Annotated in this window: 21 protein-coding genes; 5 read left to right on the top strand and 16 right to left on the bottom strand. The window is 43.1% G+C overall.

Annotated elements, in window-relative coordinates; genetic code table 11:
• Positions 1-26: 26 nt before the first annotated feature.
• From HPC38_RS06510 to ribH, 5 genes are read right to left on the bottom strand one after another with little or no spacing between them, the layout of a single operon-like run.
• Complete coding sequence (locus HPC38_RS06510; protein ID WP_208120481.1) at positions 27-665, bottom strand: LysE family transporter; 639 nt, start codon at positions 663-665, stop codon at positions 27-29.
• Positions 666-677: 12 nt separating this feature from the next.
• Positions 678-1,166, bottom strand: a complete 489-nt coding sequence (locus HPC38_RS06505) for a phosphatidylglycerophosphatase A family protein (protein ID WP_208120480.1) — start codon at positions 1,164-1,166, stop codon at positions 678-680.
• Positions 1,159-2,163 (bottom strand): thiamine-phosphate kinase, encoded by a 1,005-nt coding sequence (gene thiL, locus HPC38_RS06500; protein ID WP_208120479.1) that lies wholly within the window; start codon positions 2,161-2,163, stop codon positions 1,159-1,161. Before thiL ends, HPC38_RS06505 begins: the two co-directional genes overlap by 8 nt.
• A gap of 30 nt (positions 2,164-2,193) precedes the next feature.
• Positions 2,194-2,604 (bottom strand): transcription antitermination factor NusB, encoded by a 411-nt coding sequence (gene nusB, locus HPC38_RS06495; RefSeq protein ID WP_208120478.1) that lies wholly within the window; start codon positions 2,602-2,604, stop codon positions 2,194-2,196.
• On the bottom strand, positions 2,597-3,082 hold the full coding sequence (gene ribH, locus HPC38_RS06490; RefSeq protein WP_208120477.1) for a 6,7-dimethyl-8-ribityllumazine synthase: 486 nt from the start codon (positions 3,080-3,082) through the stop codon (positions 2,597-2,599). The genes nusB and ribH overlap by 8 nt, the downstream gene beginning before the upstream one ends.
• A gap of 297 nt (positions 3,083-3,379) precedes the next feature.
• Between ribH and potA the strand changes: the two genes are divergently transcribed.
• From potA to cdd, 4 genes are all read left to right on the top strand, one after another.
• Positions 3,380-4,498: a spermidine/putrescine ABC transporter ATP-binding protein PotA gene (potA, locus tag HPC38_RS06485; RefSeq protein ID WP_208120476.1), complete on the top strand. Its 1,119-nt coding sequence runs from the start codon at positions 3,380-3,382 to the stop codon at positions 4,496-4,498.
• Positions 4,479-5,339 (top strand): spermidine/putrescine ABC transporter permease PotB, encoded by an 861-nt coding sequence (gene potB, locus HPC38_RS06480; RefSeq protein ID WP_208120475.1) that lies wholly within the window; start codon positions 4,479-4,481, stop codon positions 5,337-5,339. The genes potA and potB overlap by 20 nt, the downstream gene beginning before the upstream one ends.
• Entirely contained in the window at positions 5,339-6,103 is a 765-nt protein-coding gene (gene potC / locus HPC38_RS06475; protein ID WP_208120474.1) for a spermidine/putrescine ABC transporter permease PotC, read from the top strand. The genes potB and potC overlap by 1 nt, the downstream gene beginning before the upstream one ends.
• A 110-nt stretch (positions 6,104-6,213) precedes the next feature.
• Complete coding sequence (cdd, locus tag HPC38_RS06470; RefSeq protein ID WP_208120473.1) at positions 6,214-7,131, top strand: cytidine deaminase; 918 nt, start codon at positions 6,214-6,216, stop codon at positions 7,129-7,131.
• Positions 7,132-7,226: 95 nt separating this feature from the next.
• On the opposite strand, the gene HPC38_RS06465 is transcribed toward cdd, so the two are convergent.
• Genes HPC38_RS06465 through HPC38_RS06445 form a run of 5 tightly spaced genes read right to left on the bottom strand, consistent with a single transcriptional unit; the run spans position 7,227 to position 9,961 of the window.
• A complete protein-coding gene (locus tag HPC38_RS06465; protein WP_208120472.1) occupies positions 7,227-7,637 on the bottom strand; it encodes a glycine betaine ABC transporter substrate-binding protein in 411 nt (136 codons plus the stop codon).
• The gene (locus HPC38_RS06460) at positions 7,624-8,121 is read right to left on the bottom strand and encodes a glycine betaine ABC transporter substrate-binding protein (RefSeq protein WP_208120471.1); all 498 of its coding nucleotides are present in this window, start codon (positions 8,119-8,121) and stop codon (positions 7,624-7,626) included. The genes HPC38_RS06465 and HPC38_RS06460 overlap by 14 nt, the downstream gene beginning before the upstream one ends.
• Positions 8,121-8,756: an ABC transporter permease gene (locus HPC38_RS06455; RefSeq protein WP_328805248.1), complete on the bottom strand. Its 636-nt coding sequence runs from the start codon at positions 8,754-8,756 to the stop codon at positions 8,121-8,123. Before HPC38_RS06455 ends, HPC38_RS06460 begins: the two co-directional genes overlap by 1 nt.
• A gap of 4 nt (positions 8,757-8,760) precedes the next feature.
• A complete protein-coding gene (locus HPC38_RS06450) occupies positions 8,761-9,714 on the bottom strand; it encodes an alcohol dehydrogenase catalytic domain-containing protein (protein ID WP_208120470.1) in 954 nt (317 codons plus the stop codon).
• A gap of 19 nt (positions 9,715-9,733) precedes the next feature.
• On the bottom strand, positions 9,734-9,961 hold the full coding sequence (locus tag HPC38_RS06445) for a tautomerase family protein (protein WP_208120469.1): 228 nt from the start codon (positions 9,959-9,961) through the stop codon (positions 9,734-9,736).
• A gap of 126 nt (positions 9,962-10,087) precedes the next feature.
• On the opposite strand from HPC38_RS06445, the gene HPC38_RS06440 reads away from it, so the two are divergent.
• A complete protein-coding gene (locus HPC38_RS06440) occupies positions 10,088-10,987 on the top strand; it encodes a LysR family transcriptional regulator (protein WP_208120468.1) in 900 nt (299 codons plus the stop codon).
• 50 nt (positions 10,988-11,037) lie between these two features.
• On the opposite strand, the gene grxD is transcribed toward HPC38_RS06440, so the two are convergent.
• The 6 genes from grxD to rlmM form a co-directional block, all read right to left on the bottom strand.
• Complete coding sequence (grxD, locus tag HPC38_RS06435; protein ID WP_208120467.1) at positions 11,038-11,376, bottom strand: Grx4 family monothiol glutaredoxin; 339 nt, start codon at positions 11,374-11,376, stop codon at positions 11,038-11,040.
• A gap of 78 nt (positions 11,377-11,454) precedes the next feature.
• Complete coding sequence (gene brnQ / locus HPC38_RS06430) at positions 11,455-12,753, bottom strand: branched-chain amino acid transport system II carrier protein (RefSeq protein WP_208120466.1); 1,299 nt, start codon at positions 12,751-12,753, stop codon at positions 11,455-11,457.
• 112 nt (positions 12,754-12,865) lie between these two features.
• Positions 12,866-14,203, bottom strand: a complete 1,338-nt coding sequence (gene argG, locus HPC38_RS06425; RefSeq protein WP_208120465.1) for an argininosuccinate synthase — start codon at positions 14,201-14,203, stop codon at positions 12,866-12,868.
• 152 nt (positions 14,204-14,355) lie between these two features.
• On the bottom strand, positions 14,356-14,799 hold the full coding sequence (locus HPC38_RS06420; RefSeq protein WP_208120464.1) for an META domain-containing protein: 444 nt from the start codon (positions 14,797-14,799) through the stop codon (positions 14,356-14,358).
• Positions 14,800-14,836: 37 nt separating this feature from the next.
• Positions 14,837-15,652, bottom strand: a complete 816-nt coding sequence (gene dapB, locus HPC38_RS06415) for a 4-hydroxy-tetrahydrodipicolinate reductase (RefSeq protein ID WP_208120463.1) — start codon at positions 15,650-15,652, stop codon at positions 14,837-14,839.
• 4 nt (positions 15,653-15,656) lie between these two features.
• A complete protein-coding gene (gene rlmM, locus HPC38_RS06410; RefSeq protein ID WP_208120462.1) occupies positions 15,657-16,742 on the bottom strand; it encodes a 23S rRNA (cytidine(2498)-2'-O)-methyltransferase RlmM in 1,086 nt (361 codons plus the stop codon).

Here is a 16,742-nt window from a genome sequence, read left to right as displayed (position 1 = left end):
GCCCGCTTTGGCTATCGGGTTTTCTTTTATGCGTTCAGGCCTGTTTGCAACGCGCTGTAAATCAAAAATAGCCCAAAACTCACAAACACCAACCCACAAAGATTGTCGATGTAGCGGCTGTATTGCAAATAGAACTGCTTCACCGCTTGCAGCGAGAACAAGCGCGCAACGAGATAAAAATAAACAAAACTTTCCAGCACCACCATCACTGCAACAAAGCCAACCCAGCCAGCACCGAGATGGGAAACCAGCATCGAAAAAATGCCACTGAAAAAAATCAACACTTTGGCATTGGATAAATTCACCCACAGTCCTTGGCGAAAGTGGTTTAAACGTGAAGAGGATGCTTTTAAGGGAGTATTCGTTAATTGTGACGGATCCATATTACGCCGCACGCCAAGCAATTTCACTCCAACGTAACCTAAATAAGCTCCACCCAATAGCCAAACCGCACTTTGAATGGCAGGATAAAGCGCAAATAAAATCGCTAACCCAACAATACTGCCGACCACCCAAATACTCAAGCCAGCGCAAATGCCCAAAATGCCAAGCACGACGTTATGCCGAGGTTCAGCCAATGATTTGCGCGCGACAAAAAAGAAATCAGGCCCTGGGCTCATAAGGGCGATGGTGTGAATTAATAAAATTTTAAGGGCAAACAACATAATAGCCTTTGATTAAACAAGCCAATCAATCAGATAAAGCACAATCAAGCTAAACACCGCAGCGAGAGTGTCGTCAATCATAATGCCGAAGCCCGTGTGCAATTTGCGATCTAAGATTTTGATCGGATAAGGTTTTAAAATATCAAAAAAACGAAATAAGACAAACCCCGCAATGCACCAAAGTGCGGTTGGCGCAGGCAAGCAGGCAAGCACGAGCCAAATCGCAGCGATTTCATCCCATACAATCGAGCCGTGATCATGCACGCCTAAATCCTGTGCGGTTTGCCCACAAATTTTAGCGCCGATAGCAAACGCGATAAGGGCAAAAATCCAAAGTGCGATATTGCCCAATAGGCTCAGCACGCCAAGCCCTATCAGCCAGCCTGCCAACGTGCCCCACGTGCCAGGGGCTGGATAAATTAACCCCGAGCCAAAACCAACCGCGGCGAAATGAATGGGGTTTTTGACGTTGAGTTTTTGCAGTTCAGGGCGTTTATTCATTGTCTGCTCCAAAATGGTCATAACCCGTATACTCGGGGGCGGGAATGATTTTTCCGTGACGTTGTAACAAAACCGCACTTTCTCCTTTCGCGCCGCGGATTTGCCCAATGCAAGTATAAGGCACGCCGATATGCGTTAAGGCTTTTTCCAGTTTCGAGCGTTGTGATTCAGGCAGGCAAAAGCACAATTCATAATCCTCCCCCCCAGTGAGTGCCAGTGTTTGCGCCTGCTCAAGTGCGGTTGTCGCCAACAGTTGCGGGGAAAGTGGAATTTTATCTATGTCAATCACAGCACTCACACCACTGCGCTCGACAATATGCCCTAAATCGGCCAACAATCCATCCGATATATCAATCGCTGCGCTGGCAAACGGCACAATTGTTTGCCCAAACAACACACGCGGCGTTGGGCGCAGATGGCGCTCCATCAGATACAACTCATTCGCTCCAGCAGTGGCTTTTTGTTTACCTGCACTAAGTAACGCAAAACCTTTCGCGCTGTCGCCTAAGCTGCCCGTTACATAAATCCAATCTCCCACGTGGGCGTGGTGACGGCAGATGCCTTTATCGCGTGGTAGCAGGCCGTGGGCGGTGATGGTGATTGAAAGATTGCCTCGGGTGGTGTCGCCGCCAACCAAATCGACATTGTAGTGGTCGATAATCTCAAAAAAGCTCGCACTAAAGCGCGAAAGCCAGTCGTGTTCAATGTTAGGCAACGTTAATGCTAATGTTACCCACGCAGGCTCCGCCCCCATGGAGGCGAGATCACTGAGATTCACAGCCACCGCTTTATAAGCAAGATCGGCGGGGTCAATATCAGGGTAAAAATGGGTGCCTTGCACCATAGTGTCGCTTGTTATGGCAAGGTGTTGATTGGGTTGTACTTCGCAAATGGCACAATCGTCACCGACCGCCAACGCAACATCACGCCGCGGGCTGCGACGTGAAGCACTAAAATAGCGTTTGATTAAATCAAATTCTGCTTTGTTTTGCGACACAAGCACTCCTTAAAACAGCAGGGCGATGTTTTATTTCGCAAGCCCTTGTGCAATCTTGTCTAAGACACCATTAATGTATTTATGACCTTCTTCGGCGCCAAATGTTTTCGCCACTTCCACCGCTTCATTGATCACCACTTTATAAGGCACATCCTGATAACGCAGTTCATAGGCCGCCATCAATAATAATACGCGTTCAATCGGGTCAAGGCTTTTAAACGCACGATCTAAGTGCGGTTCAATCAAGGCTTTAAGCGCCTCTTCGTGCTTAACGGTCTCTTGCAAAAGCGTGCGGAAATAGGCCACATCAACGCCTTTCATCTCTTGCTCAAGCATAAACGCCACTTCCACATCGGCAACATCATTATGCGACATCAACCAAGAATACAGAGCTTGCAGCGCACATTCGCGCGCGCGATGACGAGGAGAAATTTTACTCATTTTTGCCTCCTTGTTTAATTTGATTGAGCACACTGATCATCTCAAGCGCCACTAAAGCGGCCTCAGCCCCTTTGTTACCTGCCTTAGTGCCCGCGCGTTCAATCGCTTGTTCAATGTTTTCTGTAGTCAACACACCAAACGCCACAGGTAAATCAGCGAGCATGGCCACTTGCCCAAGCCCACTGGCAGCCTCACCTGCAACATATTCAAAATGTGCTGTACCGCCTCGAATCACCGTACCAAGCGCGACAATGGCATCATACTGCCCTGTGGCAGCCAAGCGGCGCACCACCAGCGGCAGCTCATAGGCACCTGGAACTTTCACGATGGTGATATTCTCATCTTTTACCTGACCTACACGCTTAAGTGCATCCACTGCGCCCGCTTGCAGGCTGTCGTTAATAAAGCTATTAAAGCGAGCAATAGCCACAGCAATGCGCGCATTTGGCGCAGTCAGCAGGCCTTCAATATATTTCATAGTATTCCTTTCATTGTGATGTCATCAGTTTGCGCGGATTCTACCATAAAAAGCCAAGTGCATTTAAGCAAAATCTTAAGCCTGACTTTTAAGTCCTTACAACGCCTATAAAAATCATAATAAAATCAATATCTAAAACCGCACTTTTAAGGCTTAAAAAAAGTTTGCAAAAATGGGCGAAAATACACGGAATTTTTTGTCATCTTAAATTTAATTGTGGTATTCTTACGCCTTTGTATTTTATTAAAACAACTGTGATTGATTGCGCGTCAATCCTATAGGGGGAAACCAAAGAAAGTGGAAAATATTGTCAATGCTGCGCCCGTTATTGAACTGCGTTCAATTCGTAAAGAATTTGATGGCAAAGCCATTATCGAAAACTTCTCTTTATCGATCAATAACGGTGAATTCATCACGATTTTAGGGCCTTCTGGCTGTGGTAAAACCACCATTTTACGCCTGATTGCCGGTTTTGAATCCCTCGATGGTGGGCAAATTATTCTAGATGGACAAGACATCAGCGATATGCCAGCAGAACAACGCCCCGTCAACACCGTTTTTCAAAGCTATGCCCTCTTCCCGCACATGAGCATTTTTGACAATGTCGCTTTCGGTTTAAAAATGCAAAATGTACCCAGTGATGAAATCAAGCCACGCGTGATGGAAGCCTTACGCATGGTGCAGCTTGAGACATACGCCAAGCGCAAACCAGCGCAACTGTCAGGCGGGCAACAGCAACGTGTGGCGATTGCTCGCGCGGTGGTGAATAAACCTAAAGTGTTGCTACTTGATGAATCCCTCTCTGCCCTTGACTATAACCTACGCAAGCAGATGCAAAATGAACTCAAAGCATTGCAGCGCCAGCTGGGCATCACCTTTATTTTCGTCACGCACGATCAAGAAGAAGCCTTAAGTATGTCGGACCGCATCATTGTGCTGCGGGAAGGCAAATTGCAACAAGACGGCACACCGCGTGAAATTTACGAAGAGCCTAACTCCTTGTTTGTTGCGCGCTTTATTGGTGAAATCAATATTTTTGATGCCACTGTGATCGAACGCCTTGACGAACGCCGCTTGCGCGCCAATGTGGAAGGTCGCATTTGTGATATTTACGCCAACCGCACTTTTGATGTTGGTGCTAAACTCAAAGTACTGCTTCGCCCTGAAGATTTACGCCTAGAAGAGGTTGACCATGACGAAAAAGGCAATGGCTTAATTGGTTTTGTGCGAGAGCGTAACTACAAAGGCATGACACTCGATTCTACGATTGAATTGGAAAACGGAAAAATTGTGCTGATTAGCGAATTTTTCAATGAAGATGACCCTGATGTGGATCACTCGTTAAATCAAAAAGTGGCAATCACTTGGGTTGAAAGCTGGGAAGTGGTATTGGAAGATGAAGATAACAACGCGTAATTTTCAAACCATGACTGTGGCGGTGATTTTCGCCTGGTTGATCTTTTTTATTCTCGTGCCAAATTTGTTGGTGCTGGGGGCGAGCTTTTTAACGCGCAACAGCAGTGAGTTAATCGACTTTACGTTTTCGTTAGACAGCTACAAACGTTTAGTGGATCCCCTGTATGCCAAAGTGATTTGGAACTCACTTTATATGTCAGGCATTGCCACCATCATCTGCTTGTTGGTGGGGTACCCTTTTGCTTTTTTCATCGCACGCTTACCACAAAAATACCGCCCGATTTTACTGTTTATGGTGATTTTGCCTTTCTGGACTAATTCCCTCATTCGCATTTACGGCATGAAGATATTTCTCGGCGCGCGCGGGGTGCTCAATAACACGTTAATGTCACTTGGCATTATTGATACACCGATACGGATTATCAACAGTGAAAGTGCGGTCATCATCGGGCTGGTGTATATTTTGCTGCCTTTTATGATTTTGCCGCTCTACTCTGCCATTGAAAAACTTGATAGTCGCCTGTTAGAAGCCGCTAAAGATCTTGGTGCTAATGCTTTTCAGCGTTTTGTCAAAATCATTTTGCCACTGACGATGCCTGGCATTATCGCGGGTTGTTTGTTGGTATTACTACCAGCGATGGGTATGTTCTACGTCGCTGATTTGCTCGGCGGTTCAAAAATCCTGCTAGTGGGGAATGTAATCAAAAATGAGTTTTTGGTTTCTCGCAACTGGCCTTTTGGCGCGGCAATTAGCATTGGTTTAACACTATTGATGGCGCTGCTGCTGTATGTGTACTACCGTGCAGGCAAACTGTTTAACAAAAAACCGGAGTTAGAATAATGGGCAAATATTTACGCGGCGGTTTTATGTTTTTGGTATATAGCTATCTCTATATTCCAATTATTATTCTGATTGTTAACTCCTTCAATGAAGACCGATACGGCTTGAGCTGGAAAGGTTTCACATGGAAATGGTACACCAATTTAGCGCAAAATGACACGCTAATCCAAGCCGCTATCCACTCAGTGACCATTGCCTTTTTTGCTGCCAGCATGGCGACGATCATCGGCGGACTAACGGCGATTGCCCTCTATCGCTACCGTTTTCGGGGCAAGCAATTTGTGGGCGGCATGCTGTTTGTGGTGATGATGTCCCCTGATATTGTGATGGCGGTCAGTCTGTTGGCACTGTTTATGCTCTTTAGTATGCAGCTAGGTTTCACCTCTCTGCTGCTTGCGCACATCACCTTCTGCCTGCCGTATGTGGTGATCACGATTTTATCGCGCCTCAAAGGCTTTGACATTAAAATGCTTGAAGCAGCCAAGGATCTCGGTGCCAGCGAGCTGACCATTTTAGGCAAAATTATCCTGCCATTGGCATTACCAGCGATTGTCTCTGGCTGGCTATTGAGCTTCACTATCTCGCTTGACGATGTGGTGGTATCCTCTTTCGTGAGTGGAATCAGCTATGAAATTTTACCGTTGAAAATCTTCTCAATGGTGAAAACGGGTGTCACTCCCGAAATCAACGCACTAGCGTTTTTAATGATTATCTTGTCATTGCTCTTGGTGACGGTCAGCTTACTGCTAACACGCAAAAAATAACCGATTGCACGCTCTATTGTTGACTTGTCTCACAAAAAGGTCTTTTCTCAAAGACCTTTTTTTTATTTTCGCGTATTATGAGAAAAACAATAACAATAAAGAGGTGAATTATGCCAAACCATTATCAGCCAGAACGTCATATTTCTGACAAAGTGCGCGAGGCTTGTGGGCAACTGAAAAACCCAAACTTAGCGCAAACAGTGTTCACGCTTTTTAGTGAACAACGTTTTAATGCTTATTTACCGCACTTTGCTGTGCGCCATTTGTGTGATAAGTTTAACCTTACTGCGCGTGAACTCTCATTAGCGTTACTGCCAGTGGCAAGCGCTTATGCGCACACGCCTATCTCAAAATTCAATGTCGGCGCGATAGCGATCGGAGAAAGTGGCGCGTTTTATTTTGGTGCTAATTTAGAGTTTAAAGCGAGCTGTATTCAGCAAACGGTACACGCCGAGCAAAGCGCCATTGCCCATGCTTGGATTCGTGGCGAAACTGCCCTACGTGAGATTTCGGTAAATTATGCGCCCTGTGGGCATTGTCGGCAATTTATGAACGAGCTTAACAAAGCTGACGGATTAGTGATTAACTTGCCTGAAAATCCAAACAATGCACTAAAAACTTTCCTGCCACATAGCTTTGGTCCGAATGACTTAGACATCAATGAGCGTTTGCTATTGCCGCGTGATAACGGCTATTTGTTGCTATGTGAAGATCCATTACATGAGGCTGCGCTGGCTGGCCTTAACATCAGCCATGCGCCTTACAGTGGTGCATTTGCAGGGGCTGCACTGGAAACGGAAGACAGTTTCTATTTCTGGGGTAGCTATACTGAAAACGCCGCCTTCAACCCAAGTTTGAATGCGCTACAAGTGGCGATCAATCACTTGATTATGAGCGGCTTTGAACTACAAAACATCAAACGCGCAGTATTAATTGAGAAAAAATCACCGATCAGTCAAAAAGTGATGGCGCAACAACTGCTCGCCACTCTATGCAAATTACCGCTGGAGTTTGTCAGCTTGGCATAACAAAAGTGCGGTCGGCACATAATCACTGACCGCACTTTTATGATTTATAAGTTGTTCAATAATTAGATTTTATTTAATCTTATAATTTAAAATACTCATTTTTTATTTAAGATTAACCCTTTCTGTTTTAAAAATTCATAGGCGACTACTTTTTCATCCTGATTGTGATTTTCAACTAAGTCATTCATTGTCGCCATCTCTTTTTCACTGATCAAATTTTCCATTTTTAAGAGAGCAGTTTTAAGTTTTGGGAATTTTTTCAAAGTCGATTCACGAACAACTGTTCCAAGATAATAATCATTATAAAAATGCTTATCGTCTAACAATACTTGAATATTGGAATTGGATAATGCACCATCAGTTGTTGATATAGCGACAACATCAATTTGTTTTTTATTAAGTGCTTGATATTTTAGACTTATATCTAAATCCTTAGATTTTTCAAAATTAAAGCCATAGGTATGAATAAGTGCTTTATATCCATCTTCTCTCTCAAAAAAAATCATATTCAGCACCGAATATCAAACCAGGACTATATTTTACTAAGTCAGAATAACTTTTTATTTTATATTGAGAGGCATAATCCGATCTCACAGCTAAACCAAAAGTATTATTAAAACCATATATACCAACCCATTCAAGATTATATTTTTCCTTGTACTCTTTCTTTAGCTCATTGAGTAATAATTCTGGATTAGTAATAGGCTGTTTTTTCAAAACATATAACCAAGCTGTACCTGTATATTCAGGGTATAGATCAAAGTCACCTTTCAAAATTGCTGGATGAATGTTCGCTGTACCTCCACCAATACCTTTGGTAATCTCCACATCAACTCCTATTTCTTGTCTGATTAAGATACCAAGCATCTCAGACAAAATGAATTGTTCAGTCATTGGTTTGGTAGCAATTCTAATTTTATCTTTTTCCTGACAAGCCGTTAATAATAAAAATAATGAAAGAAATAAAAAGTAAAATAATTTTTTAAACATTAGTAATTTCTCCATTTTATGTTTTTCTCAAAACATATACAAAAAAAATCTACTACAAATGCAATAAACATAATCAACAGACTACCTATAAGAGTCATACTCGTATTATTAGTAGTAATGCCACGATAAATAGCAACGCCTAGACCACCTGATCCAATAAATGACGCTATTCCTGCTAAAGAAATCGTCATTACGAACATTGTTCTTATTGATGATAATATAATAGGAAATGCGATTGGTAACTTTATCCTATAAAGTATTTGTTTTTTATTCATCCCTAAAGCTTGGGCAGCTTCAATTAAACCTAAGTCAATTTGTTTAATTCCAGCATATGTTCCACCAATCACTGGTAATAAACCATATACAGTTAATGCTATAACTGCAGATATATTTCCAATTCCCGTCAATGGAATTAACAATCCAAATAATGAAATTGACGGTATAGTATAAAATATGTTACTAGTTTGCATCACAAATGGTGCAAGTTTTCTGTTTTCAGAAATTAGAGCACCCAATAATACTCCAATAATAATTGAAAACACAGCAGCAATGCCACTTAAAAGTAAGTGCTCTAGAAAAAGGTTCAGAAAAAATTCCCTACGACTGATTAATGTCTGGATGGTTTCAATGAACACCCAATTACTCCTCAAAATTGACGATAACAATTTTATTAATACTCTGATTACTTTCCATTAATTTGTGTGCTTGAGAAATTTCAGACAAAGGAAAGCTAATGGGATTTTCTAACTTGATAGCATGTCTATCAATAAAATCAAAAAGATTAATAATAGATTCTTTATTTAAATTATCACTATGAAAAGATGATAAATAAACCCCTGTAGGAATATCATCAATTGGATAGAAATCATGTACAATCCAGCCACTTAAAATTCCAGTAAAACAAACTATACCGCCACAACGAGTACATTTGAGACTGTCTTTAACAGTTTTGGCACCAACCAGCTCTAGCGTCTTATCAACTTTAAGACCTTTTTTGGCCAAGTTACCATCGTCAAAAATGACTTGATCTACACCCAATGCTATAAGTTTATTTTTATGAGATAAGTTTCTTGTTGTAGCATAAACAAAGCAATCTAGGGCTTTCGCGAATTTAACAGCTGCCAAACCAACAGAACTAGTTGCGCCCCGAATGAGTAGATGTTCGTTATGTTTTAGGTGTAGCACCTCAAATAATGAGCCGAAAGCAGTACCATATCCTATAGGAATGGAGGCTAGAATATTCCATGGAATATTACTTCTTATAGGATAAACCTGATCACTTGGTATAAGCACATACTCTGCATAGCTTCCATCAAAGTTTCGCCCCATACCTTTCATTAAGGAAACTACTTTTTGACCTTTAGTAAAATCACTATCTGAAGGGTCATCAATTTCACCAACACACTCAATTCCTATGATTCTAGGAAATTTTACTTCTGGAGAAAGACCATTACGCGTATAAATTTCAGCCCGATTAATACCAAAAGCTCTAATTTTCACACGAACCCAGCCTTTCCTCACAAGAGGCAAAGCGACTTCCTCCACTTGCAAAGCGTTTGCTCCACAAGGATTACGAACAACAATAGCTTTCATATTTAATCTCAAAATATCGTTACATCTCGTAGTTTGGTTTTTTAGCGAGAAATTTTAAATTAGGTTTAATTTCTTGATTATAAACCTCATGCCAGTTTTCTTGCGTAACTTCAGTATAATGAATGGAAATTACATCATCACTTGCTTTTAAATATCTCTGAATTACAGTATTTAACTCTGATATAAAGTTATCAAATTCAATTTTGGTTAAATTCTTTGGATAAGATTTTATATTAATGTGTGGCATAATAATTTGCTCTTGATTTTAGTCATTTATTAAATCTTTAAAGCATTATACAGCGTTATATTAACTTGATAATCCCCTTTTTTCTTTATACACTTTTAAGTAATGCTTAAAAATAAGGAACATTTAATGGATGTCATTAAAGCAATCTTGATGTTAGGAAAAGTTTTAGAGAAAGAAAATATGTCTGAAGTGGCTAGAGAGCTGGGCATTAGCAGTTCTGCTGTAAGTCAACATATTCAACAACTAGAAAAACACTATGATATAAAGCTTCTGAATAGAACGACTCGACGCATAAAGCCAACAGAAGCAGGATTAGTGATGTGGCAAGGGGCAAAAAATATTAAGAAGTCACTCTTAAGTGCTGAAGAAAATTTAATCCATCTTCAAACGCATTTTAAGGGTGAGGTGCATCTTAGTCTGCCAAGTGGATTCATCGAAAGCAGCGAAATTAAATACTTTATCAGTAGCCTTACAACAGATTATCCTCAGATTGAGTTAATTTTACATACCGATGACAATATAGCAGATTTGATGGAAGGCAAAATTGATATTGCAATACGCGCAGCAGAACCACAACCTAACAGTCAACTGATAGTCCGTTACTTAACTCAATGGCAGCTTTGCCTTTGCGCATCACCTAATTATCTCGCTAAAAAACCAATCAATTCACTGAATGACTTATTAATACAAAAATGGATTAAGTATGACAACAATATTTTTGACAATGCCTTTTCAAGTTTGAATTTAGGGGCTTTTGCTAGCCATAATATTCTCTACTGCCCTAATATCCTCACCGCTCGAAGCCTTGCTATTTCAGGTTTTGGCATAACATTTCAACTTATGGGTGAAATTAACACTGCTGTAGAAAAAAAGGAACTTGAAATCATATTACCTATGCTTGAAATGCCGAGTTATAACATTTATGCAGTGTCTGCTCACCGAGCTCAATCTGCTAAAGTCCAGTGTGTTTTGACATTATTAAAAAAAGCATTTAAATCTCGTGCTTCTCTCTCTATCGGAGAATAACAAAAGTGCGGTCAACTAATAAACTGACCGCACTTTTTATTTTTGATAAATCACGCTTGAGCGTCGTTTTGGTGTTTCGCTGCCACTTCGCTAAGTAATGGCTGTAGTTCGCCTTGTTGGAACATTTCCATAATGATGTCACAGCCGCCAATCAGCTCGCCTTCCACCCACAGTTGTGGAAACGTTGGCCAGTTGGCATAATTAGGCAATTCCGCACGAATATCAGGGTTTTGCAAAATATCTACATAGCCAAATGGCACTTTGCAGTGAATTAACGCTTCCACAGCACGCGCTGAAAAGCCACAGGAAGGAAACTTCGGCGAACCTTTCATATACAGCAGAATCGGGTTTTCGCTAATTTGTTGTTTAATTCTCTCAATGGTTTCCATATTTGCCTCTAAAATAGTTTTATGTTTTAGTCAGGTATTATAATCTGAACTGGCGCATTGCGCCAGCCCAAGTGGCAATTATTTCACCGTCGCTTTGCCCCACAACACGCTGATAACTAATGCCAGTGCTGCTGGCAACAGCCACATTAAGCCTTCGTTGGCTAATGGAATATAGCCCACTAGGTGATCAATGACTTGCGGCAACAGTCCGATATTTTTCAAACTATCGCACGCGCTTAAAAGTGCGGTTACCGCAATGGTGAGGTTATATGACAACGCAATGTTCGGCAATGTACGGCGCAATAATTGCAACACCACCAGCATAATCGCAATCGGATAAATCAGCAACAATGCAGGAATTGTTACACGCAGTAGTGTATCCAGCCCTGTATCTGAAATAATAATCGTACAAATGGTGAATAAAATAACAAAAAAACGGTAATTCAAGCGGTGGTTAAATTTGGAGAAATAATCGGCGCACGCGCTGGTCACACCCACCAACGTGGTGAGATTGGCTAACATCACAATGCCACTCATAATCCATGAACCTTGCCGGCCAAACAGCACATCTACAGATCGGGCGAAAATTTGCCCACCGTTGGTGGAGCTAGCAGCCACTTGTTCACTCGTTGCCCCGAGATAGAACAAACAGAAATATAGCCCAGTCAGCAAAAGCACCGAAATTGTACCTGCTGTGAGCGTATATTTCACAATTGCTTTGCTGTTTTCTACGCCATTGACGGCCATCGCACGCGCCACAATGCCACCAAAGGCCATAGCCGAAAGTACATCCATGGTTTGATAGCCCCCGACAAGGCCTGTCGTCACGGCAGAATTTTCCGCATAAGCATGACTTGGCTGCACCATCGGTGAAATTGGTGAGGTGATCACAGCGTAGGCTACTATCAATAATAAAATCAGCAATGCTGGTGCCATAAATTTCCCAATCGTGGAAATCATTGTGCTGCGCCCCAGCATAAAAAACATCCCGATAATGTTGAAAACAAACGCAAAAATCAAATGGGCGTTATCGCCATTGTAGATATTCAGTGGCACCCACGCCATTTCAAATGCCACATTTGTCACCCGTGGCATAGCGAATGTAGAGCCAATCACCAAATACAAAATCGACCAAAAGAGCACTCCAGCCCATTTTGGCAAATCGGTAGAAAGCGCCTCACCACGCCCTTTAACTGAGACCACAATTAACGTGATAAATGGCATAAATACGCCTGTGAGCACAAATCCAAGCGCAGCAAATAGCCAATGCGTGCCTGCGTGATAGCCTTCCATCGGTGGGAAAATGATATTGCCCGCCCCAAGAAAAAGCGAGAAAATCATCATTCCGAGTACAGCCAATTCTTTACGACTTAACATGTCATTTCCTTAAGTATAAATAAATTCAAATTCTATCTTATTTAACTCACAAAAAGAATACATATAAAAAACCGCACTTTAAATCAAAGTGCGGTTGTGATGGTGCTTAAACTTATTTTTTTGCGTCTAGTTGTGGCAGCTGACTTTCTTGACTAGCTGTGAGTAAGCCAGTTTGCTTGTAGATACCAATTTTTTCGCGTGTATCGACAATATCTAGATTACGCATTGTTAATTGACCAATACGATCCGCTGGACTAAATGGTGCATTTTCCACTTTTTCCATGCTCAAACGCTCTGGCGCATAGGTTAAATTCGGCGATTCGGTATTCAGAATCGAGTAATCATTACCACGGCGCAGCTCAAGGGTTACTTCGCCTGTGATGGCTCGCGCCACCCAACGTTGCGCCGTTTCACGCAGCATTAAGGCTTGTGGATCAAACCAACGGCCTTGATAGAGCAAACGCCCTAAGCGCAAACCGTTGATGCGGTATTGCTCGATGGTGTCTTCGTTGTGAATGCCACTGACCAAACGTTCATAGGCAATGTGTAATAACGCCATACCTGGCGCTTCATAAATTCCACGGCTTTTCGCCTCAATGATGCGGTTTTCAATCTGATCGCTCATACCCAACCCGTGACGGCCACCAATACGATTGGCTTCTAAAAATAATTCCACAGGATTGCTAAACTCTTGACCATTTAAAGCCACTGGCATACCTTCTTCAAACCGCACTTTGACCTCTTCTGGCTTGATGATGACGTCTTCTTTCCAAAACGGCACACCCATAATCGGGTTCACAATGCGAATGCTGGCATTTAAAAACTCGAGATCTTTCGCCTCGTGGGTGGCGCCTAGCATATTGGAGTCGGTGGAATAGGCTTTTTCCACCGACATTTTGTAGTTAAAGCCGTTGGCAATTAAAAATTCAGACATTTCATGGCGCCCGCCTAGCTCATCAATAAATTGTTGATCAAGCCAAGGCTTATAGATTTTAAGATTCGGGTTGGTCAGCAAGCCATAGCGATAAAAGCGCTCAATGTCATTGCCTTTGAACGTACTGCCATCGCCCCAAATATTCACATCATCTTCTTTCATCGCCGCCACCAACATTGTGCCTGTCACCGCGCGACCAAGAGGGGTGGTGTTGAAATAAGTCATACCTCCTGTTGTGATGTGAAATGCACCACATTGGATAGCCGCAATACCCTCATGGGCGAGCTGTTTGCGACAATCGATTAAGCGAGCATCTTCTGCGCCATATTCTTTGGCTTTGCGCGGAATAGCCTCGTAATCGTCCTCATCAGGCTGCCCTAAATTCGCCGTGTAGGCATAAGGCACGGCGCCTTTTTGACGCATCCACAAAAGTGCGGCGCTGGTGTCTAAACCGCCTGAAAAAGCGATTCCCACTTTTTTACCTTTCGGTAACGATTCAAGAATTGTCGCAGACATAATAATCCCTATTGATTTGGTGTTGATAAAAGATAATGCTATGCATTATCCAAATTTTTAATCCTGTTGTCCATAATAAATATTCACTTTTAAGAATAAATATTCATTAAAAATAACATCATAAAAAACCGCACTAAAAAGTGCGGTTATGATCAAAAAATCTGAAAAAGTGCTTCCAACCGCACCTTGCCTGTGGCATCGCGCAGCATCAGTTGCTCAAATGGCGCTTTTCGTGTCACCACATCATAGCGTACCGCACTTTGCAGCGCCTTTATGCCTTGCTGTTCATCATCATGTCGACATAACATCCGCGTGCTGGCTACATTCTCTATAAGCTGAAACTCCCCGTCGTGCGCCTGTTTCAGGGTGCCAAGAATGCGATTACACCCAAAATAAGCACTCAGTCTACCGTCATCATCGATTTGCAGTTGATAATCTTGCGCGCGCACAGGTTTACCATCAAGGGCGACCACCTGCCAAGTGCGTTTGAGCAAGGCATCAATGGGTGCCTGCTGCAAAGTTGATGATGTTGACATCGATGGCGTACACGCTGCCAAAAACAGGCTCGACAACAAAAGTGCGGTCAGTTTTAGCATAACGTCTCCTGTGGGTTAAACTCGCGCCATTCTAGCACTAAAGGCTATTGAGATCGAGCACATCGGTCATATCAAACAAACCGCACTTTTGTGCGTTTAGCCACTTGGCCGCGCGCACTGCACCGTTGGCAAACGTCATTCGGCTAGAGGCTTTGTGGGCAATTTCCACTCGCTCACCCTCATCGGCAAACCACACCGTATGCTCACCCACCACGTCGGCGGCACGAATGGTGGCAAAGCCAATTTCATTTTGCTTGCGCTCGCTGGTTATACCCTCACGGCAAAATACGCCGTCCTTGCTCAAATCTCGCCCGAGGGTTTTCGCAATATGCTCACCCATAGAAAGTGCGGTGCCTGACGGTGCATCCACTTTGTGGCGATGGTGGGCTTCAATCACTTCAATATCGCAATACTCACCCATCACTTTCGCTGCTTTTTCAAGCAATTTAAACACCAAATTCACCCCAACAGAATAGTTAGAGGCAAACACAATGGCAATTTGCTTGCCTGCGCGCGCCAACACGGCTTTCTCACTGGCATCAAGGCCAGTTGTGCCAATCACCATTTTTTTGTGGTGCTCCACGCAGTGCTGTAAATATGCCAGCGTGCCCTCAGGGCGAGTGAAATCAATCAACACATCAAAATCCTTGATCACCGCCTCAATATCATCACTCACCCGCACACCATTGCGCCCGATCCCTGCCAGCTCGCCAGCGTCCACGCCTGTCAACGTAGATCCTTGACGCTCAAGAGCCACAGTGAGCACCACGCCGTCAGCTTGGCTGACGGCTTTAATTAAATTTTTTCCCATTCGGCCGCCTGCACCTGCGACGGCAATGCGTAATTGTGTCATTGCGTTATCCTTTTATATTGATATAAACGGTAATTTCTTCTCGGTCGTGATAAAGCTGCTTAGCTTGCAGTTCATAAGTAAGTCCTGCTTGAGTGAGGTTTTGATCGATCAACTCAAAGCAACGCATCACTTCTTGATAACGTTTTTTCATCGGCAATTTAAGGTTAAAAATACTCTGACGCGCCCAGCCTTGGGTCAGCCACTTACATATCAGCGCGCTAATGCGCTGAGGCTGCTCAACCATATCACACACCAGCCAATCGATATTAGCGTGCCTCGGAGGCTTAAACACAAAGCCATCTTCGGCGCAGTGTTCCACTTTGCTCGTTGCCATCAAGCTCGGCGCAATTTTGCCGTGATCAACCCCATAAACAAACAGTCCACGTTTAACTAATTGGTATGTCCAGCCCCCAGGACAAGCGCCAAGATCCACCGCTTGCATGCCCTCACGCAGGCGTTTTTGCGCCAGCTGACCTGGCAAAAAGGTGGTGATCGCCTCGTCTAACTTTAACGTTGAACGGCTGGGGGCGTCGTGTGGGAATCGCAAACGCGCAATGCCCATAAAGTGCGGTGAATGATTATCATTATATGAATAGCCCAAAAAACAGTGGTTATTGGCTAAAAAGAGCAAATGCACGCTCACGCCCACCACACCACGATATTGTAACCAACCGCACTTTTTCATCGCGCTGCGTAGCGGCACCGTCAATTTTCGGCAAAAGGTGGCAAGCGATTTGCTCTCGTTGGTGTCTGGTGTTTCCAGCCATAGCGTGTCACTGCGGCGCAATAATTCATCAGTAAACTGGGTTTGCAAACTGGATATGATCGGTGTGATGCGATCAGACAGCGGTAATTGTGTCAATTCATCGCACACCACAATCAGCTGACGTGCAAAAATGAGTTGTTTAAAGTCAATGGCTTTGGCTAAAAATGATGCCTTGACAGGCGGATGCACGCTAAACAGTACCCAGCCACTATCGGATACCACTTTCGCATAACCAAAGCCCCCTGCTTGTGCGGCTTTATCGCTGATTTCTGCCGCCACTTCCTTTTCAAAGCCTGCACGGCAATAGATAAGTAACGCGTTCAA

Origin of the sequence: Spirabiliibacterium pneumoniae, from assembly GCF_014884995.1 — a bacterium.
In the GTDB taxonomy this organism is placed as follows: Bacteria; Pseudomonadota; Gammaproteobacteria; order Enterobacterales; family Pasteurellaceae; genus Spirabiliibacterium; species Spirabiliibacterium pneumoniae.
Note: the sequence above shows the minus strand (reverse complement) of the source record. Positions and strands in the feature narration are given on the sequence as shown.